Annotated in this window: 21 protein-coding genes, 1 tRNA gene and 1 rRNA gene; 8 read left to right on the forward strand and 15 right to left on the reverse strand. The window is 64.8% G+C overall.

Annotated elements, in window-relative coordinates; translation table 11 throughout:
* The first annotated feature begins 101 nt into the window (after positions 1 to 101).
* Both rrf and N825_RS31760 read left to right on the forward strand, forming a co-directional pair.
* A 5S ribosomal RNA gene (gene rrf / locus N825_RS31755) occupies positions 102 to 216 on the forward strand.
* Between the two features lie 94 nt (positions 217 to 310).
* Positions 311 to 387 (forward strand) — tRNA-Met (locus tag N825_RS31760).
* Between the two features lie 48 nt (positions 388 to 435).
* Here the strand turns inward: N825_RS31760 and N825_RS31765 are convergent.
* The 9 genes from N825_RS31765 to N825_RS31805 form a co-directional block, all read right to left on the reverse strand.
* A complete protein-coding gene (locus tag N825_RS31765) occupies positions 436 to 1,989 on the reverse strand; it encodes a GMC family oxidoreductase (RefSeq protein ID WP_037460627.1) in 1,554 nt (517 codons plus the stop codon).
* Between the two features lie 16 nt (positions 1,990 to 2,005).
* Complete coding sequence (locus N825_RS31770; protein ID WP_037460630.1) at positions 2,006 to 2,527, reverse strand: hypothetical protein; 522 nt, start codon at positions 2,525 to 2,527, stop codon at positions 2,006 to 2,008.
* Positions 2,528 to 2,539: 12 nt separating this feature from the next.
* A complete protein-coding gene (locus N825_RS31775; RefSeq protein ID WP_051513779.1) occupies positions 2,540 to 3,277 on the reverse strand; it encodes a class II aldolase/adducin family protein in 738 nt (245 codons plus the stop codon).
* 15 nt (positions 3,278 to 3,292) lie between these two features.
* Positions 3,293 to 4,240: an acetamidase/formamidase family protein gene (locus tag N825_RS31780; RefSeq protein WP_037460633.1), complete on the reverse strand. Its 948-nt coding sequence runs from the start codon at positions 4,238 to 4,240 to the stop codon at positions 3,293 to 3,295.
* 34 nt (positions 4,241 to 4,274) lie between these two features.
* Positions 4,275 to 5,099 (reverse strand): carbohydrate ABC transporter permease, encoded by an 825-nt coding sequence (locus N825_RS31785; protein ID WP_037460635.1) that lies wholly within the window; start codon positions 5,097 to 5,099, stop codon positions 4,275 to 4,277.
* Positions 5,100 to 5,135: 36 nt separating this feature from the next.
* Complete coding sequence (locus N825_RS31790; RefSeq protein WP_198038993.1) at positions 5,136 to 6,056, reverse strand: carbohydrate ABC transporter permease; 921 nt, start codon at positions 6,054 to 6,056, stop codon at positions 5,136 to 5,138.
* Positions 6,057 to 6,157: 101 nt separating this feature from the next.
* Positions 6,158 to 7,561, reverse strand: a complete 1,404-nt coding sequence (locus N825_RS31795; RefSeq protein ID WP_051513781.1) for an extracellular solute-binding protein — start codon at positions 7,559 to 7,561, stop codon at positions 6,158 to 6,160.
* Between the two features lie 32 nt (positions 7,562 to 7,593).
* Positions 7,594 to 8,763 carry an ABC transporter ATP-binding protein gene (locus tag N825_RS31800; protein ID WP_198038994.1) on the reverse strand — a complete coding sequence of 390 codons (1,170 nt, stop codon included), beginning with the start codon at positions 8,761 to 8,763 and terminating at the stop codon, positions 7,594 to 7,596.
* Positions 8,760 to 9,872 (reverse strand): ABC transporter ATP-binding protein, encoded by a 1,113-nt coding sequence (locus N825_RS31805; RefSeq protein WP_037460638.1) that lies wholly within the window; start codon positions 9,870 to 9,872, stop codon positions 8,760 to 8,762. Before N825_RS31805 ends, N825_RS31800 begins: the two co-directional genes overlap by 4 nt.
* A 313-nt stretch (positions 9,873 to 10,185) precedes the next feature.
* On the opposite strand from N825_RS31805, the gene queE reads away from it, so the two are divergent.
* Genes queE through N825_RS31820 form a run of 3 tightly spaced genes read left to right on the forward strand, consistent with a single transcriptional unit; the run spans position 10,186 to position 12,317 of the window.
* Positions 10,186 to 10,818, forward strand: coding sequence for a 7-carboxy-7-deazaguanine synthase (gene queE / locus N825_RS31810; protein WP_037460641.1), 633 nt, complete (start codon positions 10,186 to 10,188; stop codon positions 10,816 to 10,818).
* Between the two features lie 48 nt (positions 10,819 to 10,866).
* Positions 10,867 to 11,568, forward strand: coding sequence for a 7-cyano-7-deazaguanine synthase QueC (queC, locus tag N825_RS31815; protein WP_037460644.1), 702 nt, complete (start codon positions 10,867 to 10,869; stop codon positions 11,566 to 11,568).
* Positions 11,565 to 12,317 (forward strand): sulfite exporter TauE/SafE family protein, encoded by a 753-nt coding sequence (locus N825_RS31820; RefSeq protein ID WP_037460647.1) that lies wholly within the window; start codon positions 11,565 to 11,567, stop codon positions 12,315 to 12,317. Before queC ends, N825_RS31820 begins: the two co-directional genes overlap by 4 nt.
* A gap of 37 nt (positions 12,318 to 12,354) precedes the next feature.
* Here N825_RS31820 and N825_RS31825 read toward each other — a convergent pair whose 3' ends face one another.
* The 6 genes from N825_RS31825 to aroQ form a co-directional block, all read right to left on the reverse strand.
* Positions 12,355 to 14,328 (reverse strand): BCCT family transporter, encoded by a 1,974-nt coding sequence (locus N825_RS31825; protein WP_037460650.1) that lies wholly within the window; start codon positions 14,326 to 14,328, stop codon positions 12,355 to 12,357.
* Positions 14,329 to 14,657: 329 nt separating this feature from the next.
* A complete protein-coding gene (locus N825_RS31830; protein WP_037460653.1) occupies positions 14,658 to 15,674 on the reverse strand; it encodes a TRAP transporter substrate-binding protein in 1,017 nt (338 codons plus the stop codon).
* A gap of 63 nt (positions 15,675 to 15,737) precedes the next feature.
* Positions 15,738 to 17,021 (reverse strand): TRAP transporter large permease subunit, encoded by a 1,284-nt coding sequence (locus N825_RS31835; RefSeq protein ID WP_037460655.1) that lies wholly within the window; start codon positions 17,019 to 17,021, stop codon positions 15,738 to 15,740.
* Between the two features lie 13 nt (positions 17,022 to 17,034).
* A complete protein-coding gene (locus N825_RS31840) occupies positions 17,035 to 17,625 on the reverse strand; it encodes a TRAP transporter small permease (protein WP_037460657.1) in 591 nt (196 codons plus the stop codon).
* A gap of 53 nt (positions 17,626 to 17,678) precedes the next feature.
* Positions 17,679 to 18,548, reverse strand: a complete 870-nt coding sequence (locus N825_RS31845; RefSeq protein WP_037460659.1) for a shikimate dehydrogenase — start codon at positions 18,546 to 18,548, stop codon at positions 17,679 to 17,681.
* A complete protein-coding gene (aroQ, locus tag N825_RS31850; protein ID WP_037460662.1) occupies positions 18,545 to 18,994 on the reverse strand; it encodes a type II 3-dehydroquinate dehydratase in 450 nt (149 codons plus the stop codon). Before aroQ ends, N825_RS31845 begins: the two co-directional genes overlap by 4 nt.
* A 262-nt stretch (positions 18,995 to 19,256) precedes the next feature.
* Here aroQ and N825_RS31855 point away from each other — a divergent pair, with 262 nt between their 5' ends.
* From N825_RS31855 to N825_RS31865, 3 genes are all read left to right on the forward strand, one after another.
* Positions 19,257 to 21,143, forward strand: a complete 1,887-nt coding sequence (locus N825_RS31855) for a bifunctional sugar phosphate isomerase/epimerase/4-hydroxyphenylpyruvate dioxygenase family protein (RefSeq protein WP_037460715.1) — start codon at positions 19,257 to 19,259, stop codon at positions 21,141 to 21,143.
* 89 nt (positions 21,144 to 21,232) lie between these two features.
* A complete protein-coding gene (locus N825_RS31860) occupies positions 21,233 to 22,066 on the forward strand; it encodes a 3-oxoadipate:acetyl-CoA acetyltransferase (protein ID WP_037460664.1) in 834 nt (277 codons plus the stop codon).
* A gap of 22 nt (positions 22,067 to 22,088) precedes the next feature.
* Positions 22,089 to 23,420, forward strand: a complete 1,332-nt coding sequence (locus tag N825_RS31865; protein WP_051513783.1) for a 3-carboxy-cis,cis-muconate cycloisomerase — start codon at positions 22,089 to 22,091, stop codon at positions 23,418 to 23,420.
* Positions 23,421 to 23,432: the final 12 nt, after the last annotated feature.

The raw sequence follows: 23,432 nt of genomic DNA on the forward strand, positions 1-23,432 counted from the left end.
GCCCAAGCGCACCAAGCATCCGTCGAACATGCGTCACGCAACATCCTCGATCAGTCACGTCACGTCAATATCCAAGCCCAAGCTCCCAGGCGGTTGGTCGACCTGGTGGTCATAGCGAGGGGCCCGCACCCGATCCCATCCCGAACTCGGCCGTGAAAACCCTCCGCGCCAATGGTACTGCGTCTCAAGACGTGGGAGAGTAGGTCGCCGCCAGGTCCGCCAACCGCCCGGAAGCCAACGGCTTCGGATCAAGGACGCGACACGACACCGAACACCGTCACAAGTTCTCAAAGCATGTCCAACGCCCTGACGCGGGGTGGAGCAGCCCGGTAGCTCGTCAGGCTCATAACCTGAAGGTCGCAGGTTCAAATCCTGCCCCCGCAACCAGACCAGCCGGCCAAGTCACTGACTTGGCCGGCTTTTCGTTGTCCGCCGTCAGGCCCTGCCTTCGCCCGCGATGAACGCCGCCTGCCGGATCGCCAGCGCCACGATGGTCAGTGTCGGGTTGCAGGCGCCGCCGGTGGCGAACTGGCTGCCGTCGGCGATGAACAGGTTCGGCACCTCATGGGTACGGCCCCAGGCATCGACCACGCCATCCTCCGGCCGCGCGCTCATCCTGTTGCTGCCCAGGTTGTGGCTGGCGGGATAGGCCGGGGTCTCGATCGAGCGCGACGCGCCGGCGGCCTTGTGGATCGCCACCAGCGTCTTGAAGCCGTGGTTTCGCATCGCGAGGTCATTCGGGTGGTCGTCATAGTGGATGTTGGCGACAGGGACGCCGAAGCGGTCGATCTCGTCACCCAAGGTCACGCGGTTGTCCGGTTGCGGCATGTCCTCCCCGGTCATGAACAGCCCGGCCATGTTTGCGTAGCGCTCGATGACGCCGGCGAAGTCGCGGCCCCACCAGCCCGGTTCCATCAACGCCGCCGTGGTCGGCAAGCCCATCGAGTTCAACTCGATATAGTATCCGCCGGCGAACCCCCGATCCGGCTCGTGCCGCGCGAAATCCGGGATCAGCCCGGCCATCAACTCGCCCCGGTGCATATTCACGGGTTTGTCGAACACCGACCAGACCGTCTGGACGACGTGGCGCAGATAGTGTCGCCCGACATGTCCCCAGCCATTGGCGAGGCCGTTGGGAAACCGCCCGCTCCGGGAGTTCAGCAGCAGGCGGGAGCTTTCCACGCAGTTGGCGGCCAGCACCACCACGCGGGCGCCCTGCCGTTGCCGCACCCCGTCGGCATCGACATAGACGACGGCCTTGGCCAGACCATCCTCGCCGTGCTCGATCTCCACGGCCCGGCAGCCCGCCCGCAGGTCGAGCCTTCCCGTCGCCATCGCGCGCGGGATCTCGACGTTCAGCGTCGACCAACGGGCACCGTGCTTGTCGCCGGTGATCGTGAAGCCATCCTGGATGGACGCCGGTCGTCCGTCATAGGGAACGGCATTGATCGCGTGCCGGCCGGTCGTGACGTTGAGGCCGAGCCGCTTGGCTCCCCAGTACATCACCTTGAAATTGTTGTTCGCCGGGAGTGGCGGGAGCCCGTTGGTGCCCGACACGCCCATCTTGCGTTCGGCCAGATCGTAGAACGGCGCCAGTTCCTCCAAGGTGACTGGCCAGTCGATCAGGCTGGCGCCGGGAACGTCGCCATAGACGGTTCGCGCCCGCAGTTCATCCTCGATGAAGCGATAGCAGCAGCCCGACCAGTGCGCCGTAGTGCCGCCGACGACCTGGCAATGCCAGACCGGCGAGACCGGGTGATCCTTGGCGACCCGCCAGGTTCCCGAGGCGGTCCTCTTGTCCAGCCACGATAGCATCTCGTACCCGGCCCATTCGTCATTGACGAAGTCGTCGGCCGTCAGGTGCGCGCCGGCCTCCAGCAGCACGACCTTCATTCCCCGCTGGCAAAGTTCGTTGGCGAGCGTGCCGCCACCGGCGCCCGAGCCGATGATCACCGCCACATCCGTATCGTCGAAGGCGTAGGTCGCCATGCCGTCTAGGTCCTGTTCAAATGTCGGTGGGAAGCGGCGGCGGTTCGGGAAGCCAGTCGAGATCGTCGAAGCCCCTCTCCACGTAGCCGCCGAGATGATGGGACGCCCCCTCGTAGCCAAACGCCTCCCAGATCTCGACGTCGTCGTAGAGGAACCTCACCGCCGTCCGCTGGATCAGGGTGAAGGCGGCGCTTCCCTCGATCGACCTCAAGGCGGCGACCCGGTAACTCTCGGATCTTTCCGCGAAGGGCAAGGGTAGGGCGGCCTCGATATGATCGATCACTTCGGCGACGCTTTGCCCCAATCCGGGAAACGCCCCGGCCAGCCGGTCGAAGTGCAGGACGACGCGGCGGTAGACGCGATCCGGAAGCCCATCATGCGGGTACAGAGTCCGAACCACCGCCTCCAGCGTCACCGCGGTTCCAGCACCCAGCGTCCGCAAAGCTCCGATCCAAGCGTCCCCTTCCGGAACGGCGGGAGCGGGAGGCAGCTTGGGGTCCTTGTGGGCCACGGCGGCTTTTGGTGAGGATATCGACATGCCGGCCCTCCCTCAGGCGCGATAGCCGGGATTCTCCCGGTCCAGCTTCCGCATCATGGCGGCGAGGTGGATATCGGCGGCCATGCGCCGCTCCTCCACCATCTGTCCCGCCGTCGTGTCGATCACGGCGTCGGTCACCAGCCGCAGCGGCTGGTTCATGGCCAGCGCGTTCCATTGATCGCGTGCCGCGACCTCCAGGTAATGCAGGTCATAGAGGCAGTGGGACACGCTCGGGCCGATCACCATGACGCCGTGGTTGGCCATCATCAGCACGTCCTTGTCTTGGAACGCCGCCACGATCTGATCGGCCTCCCGCTCGTCCAGCACCAGTCCGCCATACTGTTCCAGATAGGCGGTCCGCTGGACGAACCGCATGGAGCTTTGGTTGACCGGCAGGATGCGCATGTCGGTCAGGCTCGACACCGCCGTGGCATAGGGCGCGTGGCTGTGCATGATGCACTTCGCCCGAGGCACGGCGGCATGGATCCGCGCGTGAATATGGAAGGCGGTCGGCTCCCAGACGCCTTCGCCCTCGATGATCCGGCCGGACAGGTCGACCTTGATCAGCCCGGAGGCCGTCGCCTCCTCGAACAGAGGCCCGAAGGGCTTCAGCAGGAAGCGGCCCTCCTGACCCGGAACCGCGACCGAGAAGTGGTTGAAGACGCCGTCGTCCATCCCCTCCAGCGCCGCGACGCGGTAGGCCGCCGCCAGTTCGACGCGGGCGCGCCGCTCAAGATCCGCGTTATCCAACTCGCAGTCTCCCCGTCATGCCGTCGGCAGCTTCGATTTGTCGATCACGCAGTGGATGCCCTTGTTGCCATCCACGGTCTGGGTGACCCGCAAGTCCACGGCGATCGAGGACAATGTGTAGGCGTCCTGGGCGGACAGGTTGGTCTTCTCCTGGATCAGCTTGATCATGTCGCGGAGCGCGTGCTTGACCGCGTCGTCCAAGTCCTCGTCGAAGCCCATGGTGATCCAGGCCGTGTCGCTCTCGGCGCGCGGCAGGGTCAGCTTCATGTCCTTGCGGACGACCAGTTCGAAGGTGCCGGTCAAGGCGGTTTCGATCGCGGTCAGGCAGACCTCGCCATCGCCTTGCAACGCGTGCCCGTCACCGGCCGAGAACAGGGCGCCCTCGGTGAAGACCGGGAAATACACCGTCGTCCCGGCCAGCAGTTCCTTGTTGTCCATGTTGCCGCCAAACGCGCGCGGCTCCTTCGAGGACAGGCGGCCCCAGCTTGGCGGCGGCGCCACCCCGAAATTGCCGAAGAACGGCGATGTCGCCAGTTCCTGCCCCCAGGGCATCCGGACAACGCCGCGCGCCGCGTCGAGCGGGACATGGATCCGCCGCGCCTCGGGGAAGTCCTCCGGCAGCGTTCCCAGCAGCGGTAGCTGGATGTTCCAGCCCCAGTTCTGGCGGAAGTCGATGCTCTTGATCCGGACCTCCAGCACGTCGCCCCGCTCGGCGCCCTGGACGAAGACGGGGCCGGTCATCAGGTGCGGTCCGGGGCCCCGATGGCACCAGGCATGGACGGCGGTGTGCTCGGGCAGGATGTCGAACCCGGCCGCGGCGTCGGGCATGTCGTTCGGCTCGCCCGACAGGGTGTCGATCGTCACGGTGTCGCCGGACGCCACGGTGAGGGCGGGAGGGATCGTGCCGTCCCACAACCCCCACTGCACGGTTTCCGGGCTGGCCTTCAGGTGGTGATGGGCCATGGGGCCTCCTTGTCTCTATTGCTTGAACTCAGGGTTATCCCTTGACCGCGCCCAGCGTCAGGCCGCGCACGATGTGGCGTTGCAGGGCGATGACCACCGCCAGCACCGGCACCAGCGCCACGATGCCGACCACGGCCATCTCGCCCCAGCGCACGCCCTGCGAGGTGATCAGCTTGGGGATCGCGACCGGAAGGGTCTGGACGGTCTTGCCACCCAGCATGAAGGCGAACAGGAACTCGTTCCACGCGAAGATGAAGCACAGCACCGCCGTGGCGACGATGCCGTTCCTCAGCAGCGGGAACACGACGCGGCGGAAGATCTGGGGTCGCGACCAGCCCTCCAGGGCCGCCGCCTCCTCCAGCTCCACCGGCAGGTCCCGGCAGAAGCTGCGCAGCACCCAGACATAGAACGACAGGTTGAAGGTCATGTAGGCCAGCGTCAGGCCGGCGAAGGTGTCGATCAGGCCGATCTTGGCGAAGATCAGGTAGAACGGAATGACCAGGCAGACCGGCGGCCCCATGCGGCTCGCCAGGATGAACAGGAACAGGTCGTCCTTGCCCCGCATCTCGAAGCGCGCGAAGGCGTAGGCCGCCGGCGTGCCGATCAGGACCACCAAGGCGGTGGAGATCGTGCAGAGCAGGAAGGAGGTCAGCAGGTTCCAGACGAATCCCAGCTCGATCACATAATCGAAATGCTCGAGCGTCGGCGTGAAGAGGAAGACCGTCGGCCGCGCGAACATGACGTCGGCGGGCTTGAACATCATGCTCGCCATCCAGATCACCGGAAACAGGATGGCGAAGGCGTAGAGGACGGCGAGCACCGTCCAAAGCGGGTTTGACCTGCCGGTCGTGGCGTTCATGGCCGGGCTTCCCAAGGTGTTATCAACATGGTTGGGTCAGAAGGCGTTCAGGCGCTTCTTGGCGATCTGGTAGAAGGCGTTGCAGAACACGAAGAACGCGATCCACACCAGCACCGCCAGGGCCGACGCCTCGCCGATGTTCCAAAACTCGAAGGTCATCTTGTAGGCGAGCACGCTGGGCGATTCGGTCGCGATGCCGGGTCCGCCGCCGGTCAGGATGAAGACGGTGTCGAACACCTTGAAGGCGTCGATCAGCCGAAGGAGTCCGATCACCGCCAGCAGCGGCGACATCATCGGCAGCGTCAGCCGGAAAAAGATCTGCGCGCCATTGGCCCCGTCCACCGCCGCCGCGCGATAGGGTCCCAGTGGCAGAGCCTGGAGGCCGGCAAAGAAGGCCAGCATCATGAACGGCGTCCACTGCCAGATATCGACGAAGATCAGCGCGCCGAGCGCCAGATGGGGCGACGCGAAGATCGAGGTCTCGCCCAGGATGCCGAAGCGCTCCAGTACGTTGTAGGAGATGAAGCCCCACGATCCCGCCAGCATGATCTTCCACAGCAGTCCGACCACGATCGGCGCCATCATCGTGGGAATGAACAGCAGCGGCACCAGCACCGAGCGTCCGCGCACACCGTGGTTCAGCACCATGGCGCCGGCGAGGCCCAACATGAACTCCACCGGCACGGCGATGGCGACGAAGATCCCGGCGGTCGAGATGGCGCTCCAGAAACGCTCGTCCGCCAGCAGGCCGGCGTAGTTGTCGAACCAGATGAAGTCGCCGACGCGGCCATACTTGGCCTTATGGAAGCTCAGGTAGATCGCGTAGAGGAACGGGATCAACGAGACGATCACCAGGGTGATCATGGTCGGCGCGATCAGCAGGTACGGGTACCAGAATCGCTCTTTCCTGATGCGCGGCGCCGGTTGGCTCATCGCGGTGTCGGTCACGGCCGCCATCGATGCGGGCTCCTATCGGTTCTCAACTCTCGCTCCCCAAGGGCCAGGCCGCGTCACGGCGGCCCGGCTCGATCATGCGTCGCCGTCAACTCGGGAACCGCTCAGAGCGTGCACTTGGCGTCGCACAGTCCGACCAGCACCTTCTGCCCCTCCTTGGCGCCCTGCTCCGGCGTCAGCTGGCGAAGGCCGACCTTCTGGACCACGGCGGACAGCGCGTCGGCGATCTCTAGGTACAGCGGCATCCGAGGCTTGGCCTGGGCCACCTGCAGCGACGCCTTCATGGCGCCGAACAGCGGCTTGAGGTTGCCGTCGTTCATGACCGGCATGGCCCAGGAGCTTTCGCGGACGGGCACACCACCGGCGCCGGCGTCCAGCAGGGCTTCCTGCTGCTTCTTCTCGACCAGCCATTGCAGGAAGAGGAACGTCGGCTCCGGATTCTGGCTGTTGGCGCTGATCACCGTCAGCGACGGCTCGGCGTCGGCCGACGCGAACTTGGAGTCCATGCCGGCTTTGACCGGAATCGCGCCATAGGTGAACTTGCCGGCCAAGGGCGAGGCGCCTGGCTTGTCGACGCCCAGCACGAAGTCGGAGAACGCGATGGCCTGCGCCGCGATGCCGTTGCCCATCACGGTGGGGACGTCGATCAGCGAGTATTCCGCCGTGCCGGGAGGCGCGAACTTCCAAAGATCCGCGTACATCTTCAGCGCCTCGACCGTGGCGGGGCTGTCGAAGGTCGGCTTGCCGTCGGCGTCGATGATATCGCCGCCGTAGTTCCGCAGGATGTTGCTGACGAAGTTGAACAGGGCCCCCTGGCCCTTGATGCCTTCGAAGGTGATGCCGTAGAAATCGCTGGCTAGCGGCTGGCCGGCGAGCGCCTCGCCCTTCTTCCGGGTGAAGAACTCGGCGATGTCGCGCATCTGCTCGATCGTCTTGGCGGGCGCCAAGTCATAGCCGTACTTGGCCTTGAACGCCGTCTTCTCGGACGCGTCCCCCATCAGGTCGGCGCGCGTCCAATAGACCGTGTTGTAGTTCCAGTTGATGAAGCCGTATTGCTGGCCCTCGTGGAAGGCGACAGTCTTGTAGGGCTTCTCGATGAAGTCGGCGGTTTCCAGCTTGGCGTTGCTCAGCGCCGGGTTCTTGACCAGATCGTCGATCGGACGCAGCGCCTTGGCCTCCAGCATCTGACCCATCTGGAAACCGTGCAGCATCACCGCGTCGTAATAACCGCGGCCGGACAGCATGTCCGCTTGGCCCTTGTTGATCACCTCGCCATGGTTCAGCAACTCGTACTCGACCTTGATGCCGGTTTCCTTGGTGAATTCCGGCACGATCTTGGCGAGGACCTCCTGTAGCGGGGTCACCTCGTCCAGCACCCGGATCGTCTTTCCGGCATAGGGCTTGGCGGCCTCCGCGTAGGAAAAATCAGCGGCCAACGCCGCCGACGAGGATCCGGCCAGTAGGGCGGCCATGGAAAGGGCGATGACTGCGCTATTACCGATCTTCATGCACAAACCTCTCCACGTGTGGCAAGTCTTGGTCAGGGAAGCGCCAAGGCCTTGCCGGTTTCGGTATCGAATAAAGCCATGCCCTCGGCCGGGCAGAGCAGGGCGGCGGCATCGCCGATCCGGAAGGACGATTGATCGCGGGTCTTGATCTTGACCCTGACCTCACCGGCGATGCTGAAGGTGACGATGTCGTGCTTGCCGAACGGCTCGTGGGAATAGATCTCGCCCGGAATGGTCCCCTCGGTGCCCGGCGCCACCACCGATACGCCGTCGGCCCGCAACCCCAACGTCACGCGGCCTTCCACCTTGTGGCGGGCGACGGGAACCAGATGGGGCGGCAGGGGCAAGGTCATGCCGCGCCGGATGAACAGGAACCGCCCATCCTTGACCTCGACATGGCCCTTGATCAGGTTCATTGGCGGATCGCCGATCAGTCGGGCGACACCGACCGTGGCTGGCCGCAGCCAGATATCCTCGGGCGTGCCGATTTGCTCGATCCTGCCTTCGTCGATCACGGCGACCCGGTCGCCGACCGACAGCGCCTCCAGCCCATCCGGGGTGAACCAGATCGAAGGGGTTGAGCGCCGCATCAGCCGGCGGCGGATCTCGCCCCGCAGCTTGTGGCGGAGTTTGGCGTCCAGGTGCGAGATCGGCTCGTCCAGCAGCAGGATCCTGGGATCCTGGACGAGGGCGCGCGCCAGCGCCACACGTTGCTTCTGACCACCGGACAAGGCGCTTGGCGATCGGTCGGCGAGCTGGTCGATCTCCAGAAGCTTCAGCATCTCCATCACCGTGCCGTCATGGTCGAGCTGGCGGTCGGGACCTCCCGGAGCGCGCAGGGGTGACAGCACGTTCTCGCGCACGCTCATGTGCGGATACAGGGCGTATGATTCGAACATCAGGGCGACCCGGCGGCGCCCAGGCGCCAGGTGCGTGAACTCCTCGGCGCCAAAGCGTCCGACACCTTGGTCCTGCCGTTCCAGCCCGGCGATGATCCGGCACAGGGTCGACTTGCCGGCACCGGACGGGCCGGTCACCGCCAGGATCTCCCCCGGCTCCACGGCGAGCGTCACATCATCCAACGCCTTGATCGCGCCGAAGCTCTTGGTGATGCCGGCGAGCGACAATCCACCCGCCTCGCAACCCGCGGCTGGCCGGGTGACCGCCTCGGGAGTGTGCCTGGACCGCGCCAGCATGGTCATGGCTCGATCTCCAGGTTGCGTTCGGTCTCGGTGTCGAACAGATGCAGGTTCTCGGGCGCCAGCGAGATGGCGACCTTGTCTCCCGACCGGAAGGAGCCCGGACCGGGCATCTCGATCCGAATGTCGATCCCGGAGGAACCGAAGGGGGTCACCACCAAGCTGTCGGTGTCGCCGCGAGGCTCCCGATAAGCCACGATCGCATTGGCTTGCGACACGGCGCCCGGCGCCATGATCGCCACGTGCTCCGGTCGCGCGCCGACGATCAGACGGCCGTGCCTGAGATTCGTCAGGTGCCGCTTGCGGGCGTCGCCCAGAGCCAGGGTCTCGCCCAGCGCGTCGATATGGATGCCGCCGGTGGACCCGGCCACCTGCGCCGTCAGCAGGTTCATCGGAGGCTCGCCGATGAAGTTCGCGACGAAGACATTGGCGGGTCTGCGATACAGCACGTCCGGCGTGTCGACCTGCTGGAGCACGCCATGGCGCATCACCGCGATCCTGTCCGCCATGGCGGTGGCCTCGGTCTGGTCGTGGGTCACCAGGATCGACGTGATGCCGCGCGTCTTCTGCAAATGCTTGATCTCGGTGCGCAGCATCACCTTCTGATCGCCATCCAGGTGGGACAGCGGTTCGTCGAACAGGATCAGTTCCGGATCGCGGACAAGCGCGCGGCCGATCGCGACCCGCTGCTGCGCCCCGCCGGATAGCCCCTGGACCCCGGCATCCGCCATGTCCTTGAGACCGAGCAGTTCCAGGGCGCCATCGACGCGCTTCTTGATCTCGTCCTTGGTGAAGTGGCGGACCTCCAGGGGAAACGAGATGTTCTGGCGCACCGTCAGGCGGGGATAGAGGCCGTAATCCTCGAACACCATCGCGATATTGCGCTCGCCCGGCGACAATCGGGAAACGGGCCGGTCGCCGAACAAGATCTCGCCCTCCGACACCTGCTCCAGGCCGGCCGCCATCTTCAGCGTCGAGCTCTTGCCGCAGCCGGATGGTCCCAGCAGCGCCAGCATCTCGCCCTCCCGGCAGGCGAGGTTGAGATCCTGGACGGCCACCAGGTCGGAGCCGTCGTAGCGTTTCCACACGGAGTCGAATCTGACGGTCGTCATGCCGTTGCGCTTGTCCTTGTGGCGGTTGGAAGCGTGTTTGCCTGGGAGGCTGGCGAATGGAGGCTGGCGGATGGAGGGGGTGACGGAAGATTTGCTTCGTCACCTATACAAGCTGCGTGCCAGTCCTCCTCAGCCGCGCCAGCGCTTCCCGACCGGCAGCCGCGACCAGCCCCACCGGCACCGCCCTGCCCAATATCGGGGCATTAGTCAGTGTACTGATCAAATCTTCGCCTTCATGGCGACGCCGTTGCGCTCTGGACTTCGGGCTCTCCATTGGGGAAATTCGCGTCTGCCGATTAAGGGGAAAAACGCGATGGCTTACGCCGTCAAGGAACTGTTCAAGACGCTGCAGGGCGAAGGCGCCCAGGCGGGCCGCGCGGCGGTATTCTGCCGCTTCGCGGGGTGTAATTTGTGGTCGGGGCGGGAGCGCGATCGCGCGACAGCGACCTGCCAATTCTGCGACACCGATTTCGTCGGGACCGATGGTGAGGGCGGCGGCCGCTTCGGAACCGCCGAGGACTTGGCCGCCGCCCTCGCGCGGGGCTGGGGGCCGGGCACGGAGCGCCGCTACGTCGTGTTCACCGGCGGCGAGCCATTGCTCCAGCTCGACACGGCGCTGGTCGAGGCCGTCCACGCCGAAGGCTTCGAGATCGCCATCGAAACGAATGGCACCTTGGAACCGCCGCCGGGCGTCGACTGGATCTGCGTCAGCCCCAAGGCCGGCGCCGACTGGGTCCTGAAGCGCGGCCACGAGTTGAAGCTGGTCTTCCCGCAGGAGGCGTTCGATCCGCCGGAGTTGGAGAACCTACCGTTCGAACATCACTGGCTTCAGCCGATGGATGGCCCCGACCGCCTCGCCAACACGGCGCGGATCGTGGACTATTGCAAGGACCATCCGCGCTGGCGCCTCAGCCTCCAGACCCATAAGCTGATCGGCATCCCGTGAGACCGCCCGCGCGCGGTCCCACCATCCAATTGAAAATTCGAGGAAATCATGGCGGACAAGGCGCTGGTGTTGTTCTCCGGAGGCCAGGATTCGGCGACATGCCTGGCCTGGGCCCTGGACCGCTTCGACCATGTCGAGACCATCGGCTTCGACTACGGCCAACGCCACAAGGTGGAATTGGACTGCAGGGAGCGGTTCAGGACCAACCTGATCCAACAGGTGCCGGCCTGGGCCTCGCGTCTGGGTGACGACCACATGCTCGACCTGTCGGTGCTGGGCGAGGTCAGCGACACAGCCCTGACCGGCGAGGCGGAGATCCGTTACCAGGAGAACGGATTACCGACCACGTTCGTCCCTGGCCGCAACCTGCTGTTCTTCACCTTCGCGTCCGCCGTGGCCTATCGGAGGGGCATCCGTCACTTGGTCGGCGGCATGTGCGAGACCGATTATTCCGGCTATCCGGACTGCCGCGACGACACCCTCAAATCGCTCCAAGTCACCCTGAACCTCGGCATGGACCAGCGCTTCGTCGTCGACACTCCCCTGATGTGGATCGACAAGGCGGCGACCTGGGTCATGGCCGAGCATCTCGGCGGCAAGGCTCTGGTCGATCTGATCGTCGAGGATACCCACACGTGCTATGTCGGTGATCGGACGAACCGCCATGCCTGGGGTTATGGCTGCGGCGCGTGCCCAGCCTGCGAGCTTCGAAGCGGGGGCTGGGAACGATACCAAGCGGCGGTCGAATGATCGTCGACGCCACATTCTTCGCGCTGGCGGTCCCCGCCGTCCTGTTGTCCGGGATCAGCAAGGGCGGCCTGTCCGGGCTGGGAGCACTCGCCGTGCCGATGCTGACCCTGGTCATCCCACCGGGCGAGGCGGCGGGGCTGATGCTGCCGATCCTGTGCCTGATGGATCTGTTCGGTCTGTGGGCCTATCGCGGCACCTGGAGCCGGGAACAGATGAAGGTCCTGCTGCTGGGGGCACTGATCGGGATCGGCGTGGGCGTGCTGGCGTTTGGCCACCTGAACGACAACGCCGTGCGCGCGATGATCGGGGTGATCGCGATCCTGTTCTCGATCAACCAGTGGCTCAAGCCCTTGCTCCAACGGAAACTGGCGGAGGCGCCGCCACCCTCGGCGGCCAAGGGTCTGTTCTGGTCCGGCGTCTCGGGTTTCACCAGTTTCCTCGCCCATGCCGGTGGTCCGCCGATCCTGATCTACCTGCTGCCCCAGCGGATGGAGAAGATGCTGCTGGCCGGAACGACGGTCGTCTTCTTCGGTGTCGTCAATTTCGTCAAGCTGATCCCGTATTTCTGGCTGGGGCAATTGAGCGGCGGCAACCTGACCACCTCGCTGATGCTGGCGCCACTGGCGCCGATCGGCATCTGGATGGGCGTTTGGCTGACCAAGCGCGTGTCGGAGGCGCTGTTCTACCGCGTCAGCTTCAGTCTGCTGTTCCTGGCCGGTCTGAAGCTCCTGTACGACGGCTTGGCCTAGTTTCTCCTCTGTCGCCCCAAGGATGCCCGATCCGGCGCTAGGCCGGATCGGGTGAGGTGATGTAGAGCGCGGTCGCCTTCGATTGTGTAAGAGCCAGATATCGTTCGTACTGCGCCACCACGTCGCTGACGATCTGCTCGCGGGTGAAGCCCATCACGTCGTATCCCCGGCTTCCGTCCGAGAAGAAGGTCCGCGCCGCCCAACTATGCGGTCGCCGCTCCTCGGCCGAGGTCGCCTCCGCCGCCGTATAGGCCGGCAGGAGCTGCCGGATCGGCCGCACGCCGTAGACGAAGCTCCTGACCTCCGTCGCCGGGACGGTCAGCGCCACACCATCCTCGCCGTCGGCTCCGACCGTCACGGTCAGGCCGCGGCCCCGCATTTCCTGGGCGACCATCTCCAGCGCCGGCGATACGGTCCCGCTCAAGAATCGGTCGACGTCGTCGCGCTGGGGAGTGTGCAGGCTCAGCTCCAGCCGCTGACGCCACGTCAGTCCGGTTGCCGGGACGGCGGGTGCCGTGCCGCCGCGGGCCAAATCCGCCCGCATGCCCCGGATCAGTCCGGCGGCCAGCATGATCATGATGAAGGTAAAGGGTAGGGCGCTGATCAGCGTCATGGTCTGCAACGCGGTCAGCCCGCCCGCGAGCAGCAGCGATGCCGCCGCGATGCCTTCCAGGGCGCACCAGTAGACCCGTTGCCATATCGGCGTGTTCTCGGCGCCGCCTGCCGCGATGGTGTCGATCACCATGGACCCGCTGTCCGCCGAGGTGACGAAGAAGATCGCCACCAGCAGCACCGCCAGGGTGGAGGTGACCGCCGGCATCGGCAGGTAGGTGAAGAACTGGAACAGCGCCACCGACACGTCGGCCGTGACCGCTTGTGTGATCGCCCCCGCCGCGACACCCATGTCGAGGGAGATCGCGGTGTTGCCGAACACCGTCATCCACAGGAACGAGAAGCCCGTCGGGATGAACAGCACGCCGCCGATGAACTGGCGCACCGTCCGCCCGCGCGAGATCCGGGCGATGAACATACCCACGAAGGGCGACCAGGCGATCCACCAAGCCCAGTAGAACAGCGTCCAGGAATTCAGCCAGTCGCGTGGCTCATAGGCGTAGAGGGTGAAGGTCCGGATGAAGAAATGGTCCAGATAGGTGCCGATGTTCTGGACGAAGGCCTTCAGCAGGAAGGTCGTCGGACCGACCGCCAGCACGAACACCATCAGCAGGATCGCGCAGATCAGGTTGAGCTCCGAAAGCCGGCGGATGCCCACGTCCAGTCCGCTCACGACCGACAGTGTGGCCAAGGCGGTGATCACCACGATCAGCGGGATCTGAACCGTGAGCCCCACCGGCAATTCCAAGAGGTAATTCAGCCCGGCGTTGATTTGGAGCACGCCGAACCCCAACGACGTGGCGATGCCGAACATCGTCCCGCAGATCGCGAAGATGTCCACCGCGTTGCCGATCGGCCCGTTGATCCGGTTCTTGAAAAGCGGGTAGAGGCCGGAACGGATCGTCAGCGGCAGATTGTATCTGAAGCTGAAATAGGCCAGCGACAGCCCGACGATAGCGTAGATCGCCCAGGCGTGGACGCCCCAGTGGACGAAGGTGATCACCATCGCCTCGCGCGCCGCCTCCATCGTGAGAGGTTGGCTTTCAGGCGGCGTGGCATAGTGCTGGATCGGCTCGGCCACGGCGAAGAACATCAACCCGATGCCCATGCCCGCCGCGAACAGCATGGCGAGCCAGGAAGGATAGCTGAAATCCGGCTCGGAGTCGTCGGGACCAAGCTTCAGGTTGCCGGATTGGCCCAAGGCAAGGTAAATACAAATGAAAACAAATGCGGCGACGGACAAGATGTAAAGCCACCCAAATCCTTCGATGATCGAGGATTGGACGGAGGCGAACATTTCCTCCGACTCATGCGGATAGATGATGCCGACCGCGAGCAAGACCACGATGATGAGGCTCGCTCCCCAGAAGACAGGGGGATTGATCGTCTTCCGCCCCATATCAGACGTTCTCCTTTTCCCTCTGGCTCGACTGCTGCCGAAGCTTCAGGCGGTTGAACGCTTGACCGGGCCGAAAAGTGTCAATCCAAAGGCATTTAACTCCACGCGGAGGTCGGCGGCGGGAAGCGTCCGGCCGTGGGCCCAGTATGTCCCGCACTCCATCGGCAACGAAATCGACGACGATGAAGGGCTGACCGCGCCCTAGTTCTCGATCAGCCAATGGCTCAGGCAATTGCTCCAGAGGAAGCGGGTCGAGGTGCCGCCACCCTTGGCGGTCCGATGATCCGATCGTGGACGCGGTGCTGGGCCGCGTCCACGATCGACTGGCGTCAGTTGCGAGCCTTCTCGATCTCGGCCTTCATCTGTTTCATCAGATCCTCGCCGACTTGGGCGGAATACTGGTCGATCACCGGCTGGACCTTGGCCCGCAGCTTCTCGATCTCCTCCGGAGCCAGTTCGGTGACCTGGACCTTGTGCCCCTTCAGGGCCGCGATGGAATCGATGTTCTCCTGGTGTGAGATCCCGCGCTGGAAAGCCGTCGCCTCGTCCGCCGCCTCACGGAAGATCTTCTTCTCGTCATCCGACAGCTGGTCCCACAGCTTCTTGCCGACGAACAGCAGCTGGGGATTGTAGACGTGCCGGGTGACGGTCATGTACTTCTGAACTTCGTAGAACTTCTGGAGTTCGATCGTCTTCGTTGGATTCTCCTGACCGTCGACGGTGCCGGTCTCCAGGGCGGTGTAGAGTTCGGGGAAGGGCATCGGGACGGGATTGGCGCCCAAAGCCTTGAACAGGTCGATGAAGATGGGAGACTGGACGACCCGGATCTTGAGGCCAGCGATATCGTCAGCCTTGGCGATGGCGTGCCGGTTGTTTGTGACGTTGCGGAACCCGAGGTCCCAATAGCCAAGGCCTATCAGTCCCTTTTCCGGCAAGGTATCCGTCAAGTGCTTGCCGATCGGCCCATCCAGGACGGCGTCCGCCTCCTTCTCGTTGTTGAACAGGAAGGGCAGGTCCAGGACGACGAACTCCTTCGACAGACCGGACAACAGACCGGCGTTCATCACCGACATCTCGACCGTGCCGCCTTGGATGGCGGAGATGGTCTGCACGTCACCACCCAGCGTTCCGCCGGGAAACAGCCGGACCTTGATCTTGCCGTCGCTCTTGGCCGCGATCAGATCGGCGAACTTCTGCGCGCCTTGTCCCTGCGGGTGTTCCTTGGTGTTCTGGAAGGCGAACTTGACGGTTCGCGACTTGATGTCGGCGGCGTTGGCGGCCGTCCCCAGGAACATCAGGCTGGACAGGATCAGGCCGGTTCCGAAAAGCTTCATGCCACTCTTCATGGTATTCCTCCGTTTGTGTGGATCGTTTGTCTTTGTTGGGTCGTGGGGGCGGGGTCGGTGGTCTCAGCGTCCCGAGAAGAAGGCGGCCGGAACGGTGACGAGGGCGGGGAACAGGACCAGCAGCAGCAGGACGATCAGTTGGGCGAGCATGAAGGGCCAGACCCCCTTGATGACGTCCTCCATGCTGATCTTGGCGACGCCGGCGACGACGTTCAGCACGGTCCCGACCGGCGGCGTGATCAGGCCGATCGCGTTGTTCATGATGAACAGCACGCCGAAATAAACCGGGTCGATGCCCGCTTCCCGGACAACCGGCATCAGCACCGGGGTCAGGATCAGGATGGTCGGCGTCATGTCCATGGCGGTGCCGACCACGACGACCAAAGCCATGATCGCCAGCAGCAGGAGTGTCGGACTATCCATCAAGGGTGCCAGCAGGTCCGTGACCATGCCCGGCAGGTCGGCGACAGTGATCATCCAGGCGGAGACCATCGCGGCGGCAACCAGGAACATCACGACCGATGTCGTCTTGGCGGCTGTGTAGAAGACTTCGTAGAGCTGATCCAGCTTCAGTTCGCGGTAGACGACCGTCGCCACGAACAGCGAGTAGACGGCGGCCACGACGGCGGCTTCGGTCGGGGTGAAGATGCCGAACTTCAGGCCGAAGATGATGATCATCGGCAGCATCAGCGCCCAGAAGCTGTCGATCAGCGCCACCTTGATCTCCCGCCGGGAGGCGCGCGGCGGCGTGACGATGTTCTCCTTGCGGACTTCGATCCACCAGGCGATGGCCAAGGCTCCACCCAGCATGATGCCAGGGAAGATGCCGGCTAGGAATAGCTGGGTGATCGATACGCCACCGGCGACGCCGAACATGATGAAGCCGATGCTGGGTGGGATGATGGGGGCGATGATGCCGCTGGCCGCGACCAGACCGCCGGACCGCGCCTTGTCGTGGCCGGCCTTGACCATCATCGGGACCAGCAGGGCCGACAGCGCGGCCGCGTCCGCCACCGCCGAACCGGATAGGCTGGCGAGGATGCAGGCGGCCAGGATCGCGACATAGCCGAGGCCGCCCCTGATATGGCCGACCAGTTTCATCGCCAAATCGACGATCCGTTTGGACAAGCCGCCGACATTCATGATCTCGCCGGCCAGCATGAAGAAGGGCACGGCCATCAGCGGAAAGCTGTCGGCTCCGTTGATCACGTTTTGCGCCACGATCTGGGCGTCGAACAGGTCGAGATTGAACATCAGCGCCACGCCGCACAGCAGCAGGGCGAAGGCGATCGGCATTCCCAGCGCCATGGATCCCAGGAGGGAGCCAAGGAAGATCGTGATGGTCATGATGGCTCTCCCGTCACTTCTTGGCAGGGGTCATGAATGTGGGCTGGCTCAAGGTCTGGCCTGGATGCTGGTGCTCCAGCATCTCCTCCAATTCCTCGACCTCCTCGGACTCGCGCACCATGATCAAATCGGCCTCGGTCACCTGGCCGGTCGCCACGACGTACAGGTCGTGAAGCAGGATCAGCGCGGCGGAGACGCCGAAAACGACACCAACCCCATAGAACAGTCCCATGGAGATGCCGGTGGCGGGCGACGCCACGTCGATGTTGATCAGCGTCTGCTTCCAGCTGCCTTCGAGCATCAGCCAGGTGACGTAGAGCATCAGCAGATGGCTGGCGACCAGGCAGACTTTCTTACCCAACGAGGGCAGGCGGCGGACCAGGATGTCGACGCCAAGGTGTCCATGCTCCTTGAGGGCGACGATGGCGCCCAGGAAGGTCAGCCAAACGAACAGCAGGCGGGAGATCTCCTCCGACGCCGTGATGCCCATGTTGAAGCCATAGCGTAGCAGGACGTTGCCGAACACCAGGACGACCATGGCCGCCAGGCAGAGTGTGATGACGATCTTCAGAAGCGAGAAATAGGCTTGAACGATCCTGTTCATGGTTCCCTCCCTTTTTTATTGATCATCTTCGCGAAACGTTGTTCGCCGAAAGACTACATCGAGGAGAAGTGCCGTCTCATGCGGTCGGCATCGGCTTTTCGGCCAGTGATCAGCTGAAACGCGCCGACCGCCTGGAAGACCGCCATGCCGCCGCCGTCCAACGTCTGGCACCCCATCCGCCGCGCCACGCGGAGCAACTCGGTTTCCAGGGGGAAATAGACGATCTCGGCGACCCATAAGGCGGGGTGGAGCAGTTCCGCCGGCAGGGGCAGGCCCGGAAGCTTCGCCATGCCGGTCGGCGTCGCGTGAATCAAGCCGTCGGTCCGCGCCATGGCGTCCGGCAGATTGGAGCCGGCCACGGCGCGACCGGGGCCGAACCGTCGGCACAGATCGCCGGCGAGCGCTTCGGCCCGTGCCCCATCCACGTCGAAAAGCGTGAGTTGACCGGTACCCAGCGTCAGCGCCGCGTGGGCCACGGCGGCTCCGGCGCCGCCGGCGCCCAGCTGCACGACGCGATCGCGCCTGACATCCGGCAAGCCACGGCGGAATCCCTCGGCGAAACCCCAGCCATCGGTGTTGTGACCAAAGCTCTTGCCATCCCTGAGCACGACCGTGTTGACGGCGCCAAGCGCCCGCGCATCCTCCGACAAGTCGTCGAGCAGGGGAATGATCGCCTGCTTGCAGGGATATGTCACATTCAGGCCGTCGAAGCCCAGCCGAACCGCCGCTGTCAGCAGATCCGGCAGCGCGTCGGTTCCAAGACCCAATTTGTCCAGGTCGATCAGCTTGTAGATATAGCGCAGTCCTTGCTCGGCGCCCTCGCGCTCGTGCATCGCCGGCGTGCGCGACGCCTGGATCCCGGTGCCGATCAAGCCAGCGAGGAAAGTTGGCTTCCCAGTAGCGGCGGTGACGGAGCCTGTCATGTGGGGTTCGCCTGGAGGCTGGTGGCGAGATGGCGCAAGGCCAGGGAGTAGCCGTTCGTTCCGAAGCCGCAGATCACCCCGGCCGCCACTCGCGAGACATGGGAAAGGTGCCGGAACTCCTCCCGGCGATGGATGTTGGAGATATGGACTTCCAGGATCGGGCAGGCGCAGGCGGCGAGCGCGTCCATCAGCGATACGGAGGTGTGCGACAGTCCCGCGGGATTGATCACGATCGCGGCCGCGGTTTCGCGAGCCTCGTGGATCCAGTCGATCAGGATGTATTCCGCGTTGCTTTGGCGGAAATCCACATCCAAGCCAAGATCCGCGCCGACCCGGCGGCACGTGTCCGCCACATCGGCCAGGGTTTCGTATCCGTAGATTTCCGGCTGGCGCTTGCCCAGCAGATTCAAGTTCGGTCCGTTTAGGACGAGTACTTTCGGGGCCATCACGGTGCTCCAGGCTGAGCGGTATGGGCTTGCCGCGAACCTCCGCCGATGAGGCTGGTTCGCATGCTCTGTGGTCCTCCCAGACCGCCTGTTATTTTTTCTTGCGCCAAAATGGACGGACTGGTACGTTCTTGTCAAGAAAAAATGTACGAACTGGAACGTTCCTTAGACTGGTCTGTCCAGGTGTCAGGAAACACGGTTCGATCACCAGGCCCTGAGGCTCATCGAGCCCTTGAGCCTCTTGATGGGAGAGAAACCGAAGATGTCCGTAGCGTCGCGGCCTTTACCCAAGTCCATCGCCACCGTCTCGCTGAGCGGCACCCTGCCGGAAAAGCTGGAGGCGGCCGCCGCCGTCGGGTTCGACGGCGTCGAGATCTTCGAGAATGACCTGCTGACCTTCGACGGATCGCCTCATGACGTGCGGCGGATCTCCGAGGAGCTTGGCCTCGCCATCACCATCTTCCAGCCGTTCCGCGATTTCGAGGCGATGCCCGACACGATCCGGAGCCGCAACCTCGACCGAGCCGAGCGCAAGTTCGACATCATGGAGGCGCTCGGCACCGACTTGGTGCTGGTGTGCAGCAACACGCAGCCCGCGGCCATCGACGACGACGCGCGCGCCGCAGCCGATCTGTTTGAAATGGCGGAGCGGGCGGCGAGGCGCGGCCTGCGCGTTGGATACGAGGCGTTGGCCTGGGGCCGCAACGTCAGCCGTTGGGCGCACGCCTGGAACATCGTCCAACGGGCGGACCACCCGGCCTTGGGACTCATCGTCGACAGCTTCCATACCCTGGCTCTGGACGACGATCCCTCGGGAATCGCCCGTGTTCCGGCGGAAAAGCTGTTCTTCGTCCAGCTCGCCGACGCGCCGCTGCTCAAAATGGACCCACTGTCGTGGAGCCGCCATTACCGGAATTTCCCGGGTCAGGGTGAGCTGCCGGTCACGAACTTCCTGAAGGCGGTGCTGGAGTCCGGTTACGAGGGTCCGCTGTCACTGGAGATCTTCAACGACGATTTCCGCGCCGCCCCCGCCCGCCAGACGGCCCGTGACGGCCTACGCTCGCTCATCCTGGCCGAGGCGGAGGCGGGAAGGGGGCCGGGCCTGCCGTCGCCGGTGAGCTTCGATGGGTTCGAGTTCCTGGAATTCGCGGTCGACGAGCAGGCCAAATCGGAACTGGGCGGCTTCCTGAAGACACTTGGCTTCCGACACGCGGGCGACCACAAATCCAAGGCGGTCGAACTCTACCGCCAAGGCAGCGTCAACCTCGTGCTGAACGCCGAACCGGACAGCGCCGCTTCCGAGCATTTCCAGATGCATGGGCCGTCGGTCTGCGCCATGGCCCTGAGGGTCGACGACGCCACCCGCGCGGTCGATCGCGCCGAGGCGCTGCTCTATGGCACTTGGCGGGAGCGGACTGGCGAGGGGGAGCGTAAGATACCGTCGGTGCGGGCGCCCGATGGCACCTTGGTCTATTTGGTCGAGCCCGGATCCTCGGGCCACACCATCTGGCAGGACGACTTCAACCTGTTGCCGCCATCGGGACAGGATGGTGAGTTGAAGTCTATCGACCACGTCGCCCAGGCTTTGCCCGAGGGCCGGATGGACGCCTTCGTGCTGTTCTACCGGGCGGTGTTCGGTTTCGTGCTGGAGAGGCTTTGGGAACTGCCGGACCCTTATGGCCTGATCCGAAGCCGCGCGATCGTCAGCCCGGACAGGAGCGTCCGCCTGCCGTTGAACTTCTCGGAAAGCCGCAAGACCGCGACGGGCCGGTTCGTGTCGGCGACCGCCGGCGCCGGAGTACACCACATCGCTTTCGCGACCGACGAGGTCGAGCGGAGCGTAACGGCGCTGACCGCGGCGGGCGCCCCCATGATGCCGGTGCCGGCCAATTACTACGACGATCTCGACGCCCGTCTCGGAATGGACGACACCACGCTGGCCGAGTTGCGGCGCTTCGGCCTGCTGTTCGACCGTGATGAGCAGGGTGATTTCACCCACGCCTATACCGACAGCTTCGCCGAGCGTTTCTTTTTCGAGGTGGTCCAGCGCCGCGGCTACCAGCAGTTTGGCGCCGTCAACGCCGGCGTGCGAATGGCCATGCAGGCGAAACTTCGCGACCACTCAGCCATCGAAGACTTGATGAACTGAAGGTTCCGAAGGCCCGGCGACTTCAACGCCGCCCTTCGATCGAAATAAGACCACGGAAATCAAAAACAAGATTTTGGAAAGGGAGAGCCATGACCAGACCCGTCGTGATCGCCGTCGCGATTACAGGTTCCGTACCGCGCAAGAAGGATAATCCAGCATTGCCGGTCACGCCGGCCGAGCAGATCGAATCCACCCACGAGGCCTTCGAGGCGGGTGCCAGCCTTGTCCACATCCACGTCCGCAATCCGGATGAATCGTCGTCGTCCGATCCAAAGCTATTCGCCCGGGTTTTGGAGGGCATCCGCGAGCGTTGCCCCGGCATGATCGTCCAGTTCTCCACCGGTGGGCGTGGCCGTGATCAGGCCGCGCGCGGCAGTGCCTTGTACCTCAAGCCCGACATGGCGTCGCTGTCCACCGGCTCGGTCAATTTCCCGACCATCGTCTATGAGAACTCGCCGGCGCTGGTGTGGGATCTGGCCGGGCGCATGAAGGAGCACGAGATCCGTCCGGAGATAGAGATCTTCGACCTATCGCACATCCACGCGGCCAAGCGGTTGATCGACGAGGGTTTGATGAGTGATCGGCCGCACGTGCAGTTCGTCATGGGCGTCAAGAACGCCATGCCGGCGGACGAGCGCCTCCTCGACATCCTGCTGGCCGAACTGAGGCGGGTCATCCCGGCGGCCACCTGGACGGCGGCCGGCATTGGCCGCCACCAAAGCGAGGTGATGCGATGGGTGCTGGAGCGCGGCGCCGATGGCGTCCGCACTGGCCTGGAGGACAACATCCGCGTCACCAAGGAGCGCCTGGCATCGGGTAACGCCGAGCTGGTCAGGATCGCCGCCGATCTGTGTTCCAGATACGATGCCCGACCCGCCACGCCGGTGGAGGCCCGCGCGATGCTGTCGATCCGTGCCGACTGACAGGCGCAGGGGAGGATCGCCGATGTTCGGCCACTTGTTCACGCCGCTGTTCGCCTCCGAGGATGCCATCGGGGTGTTCGACGACCGGGCGAGATTGCGGGGAATGCTCGACTTCGAAGCGGCGCTCGCGCGCGCCGAGGCCAAGGCGGGGGTCATCCCGGTCACCGCGGCGGAACCGATCGCCGCCCAATGCCGGGCCGAGCTGTTCGATCCGCGCGACCTCGCCGATGGTGTGGCGAAATCGGGCAATCCCGCCATTCCGATGGTCAGACGGCTGACCGCCCTGGTTGGCGCCGTGGACGCCGAAGCCGCCCGCTTCGTCCATTGGGGAGCCACCAGCCAGGACGCCATGGATACCGGGCTGGTGCTTCAGTTCCGCGTGGCGCTGGAGATCATCGACGCCGATCTGGCACGGCTGGCCGAGGGTTTGGCGGGTATGGCGTCACGCCATCGATCGACCCCGATGGTTGGCCGCACTTGGCTTCAGCACGCCTTGCCCGTGACGTTCGGTCTGAAGGCCGCCGGTTGGCTGGATGCCGTGCGCCGCCACCAGGATCGGCTGGCGGAGTTGCGGCCAAGACTGCTGACCCTCCAGTTCGGCGGAGCCGCCGGGACGCTGGCGGCGCTCGGGGATCGCGGGCTCGACGTCGCCGAAGCGCTGGCCGCCGAACTCGACCTGATCCTGCCGGCGACGCCGTGGCACGCGCACCGCGACCGCGTCGTCGAATTCGGCGTATGGCTAGGCATGCTGACCGGCACCCTGGGCAAGATCGCCCATGACGTTTCGCTGCTGATGCAGACGGATGTCGCCGAGGTGTTCGAACCAGCCGGTGCCGGTAAGGGCGGCTCGTCGACCATGCCGCACAAACGGAACCCCGTGACGGCCGCCGCCGTCCTGGCCGCTTCCACCCGGACCCCCGGGCTGGTCGCGACCCTTCTCGCCGCGATGCCGCAAGAGCACGAACGGGGTCTTGGCAACTGGCACGCGGAATGGCTGACGCTGCCCGATCTCGCCATGACCGCCATGGGAGGGCTCAGGCAGATGGCCGACATGGTACCGGGCCTCGAGGTCGACCCCGGACGGATGCGGGCCAACCTGGAGACGACCCGGGGGCTGATCATGGCGGAACGGGTCATGATGGCCCTTGGTGCCAGAATGGGCCGTCTCAAGGCGCATGAGCTGGTGGAGCACGCCACCCGAAAGGCGGTCGCCGAGAATCGGCACCTGCGCGATGTCCTGGCTGAGGACCCCGCCGTGACGAACGAGCTCGCCGCCGACGAGCTGGATCGCCTGTTCGACCCACTCGGGTATGTCGGGCAGGCCGCCACCTTCGTCGACCGCGTCATCGGATGAACCGAACCAAAG

The organism is Skermanella stibiiresistens SB22 (assembly GCF_000576635.1).
Classification (GTDB): domain Bacteria; phylum Pseudomonadota; class Alphaproteobacteria; order Azospirillales; family Azospirillaceae; genus Skermanella; species Skermanella stibiiresistens.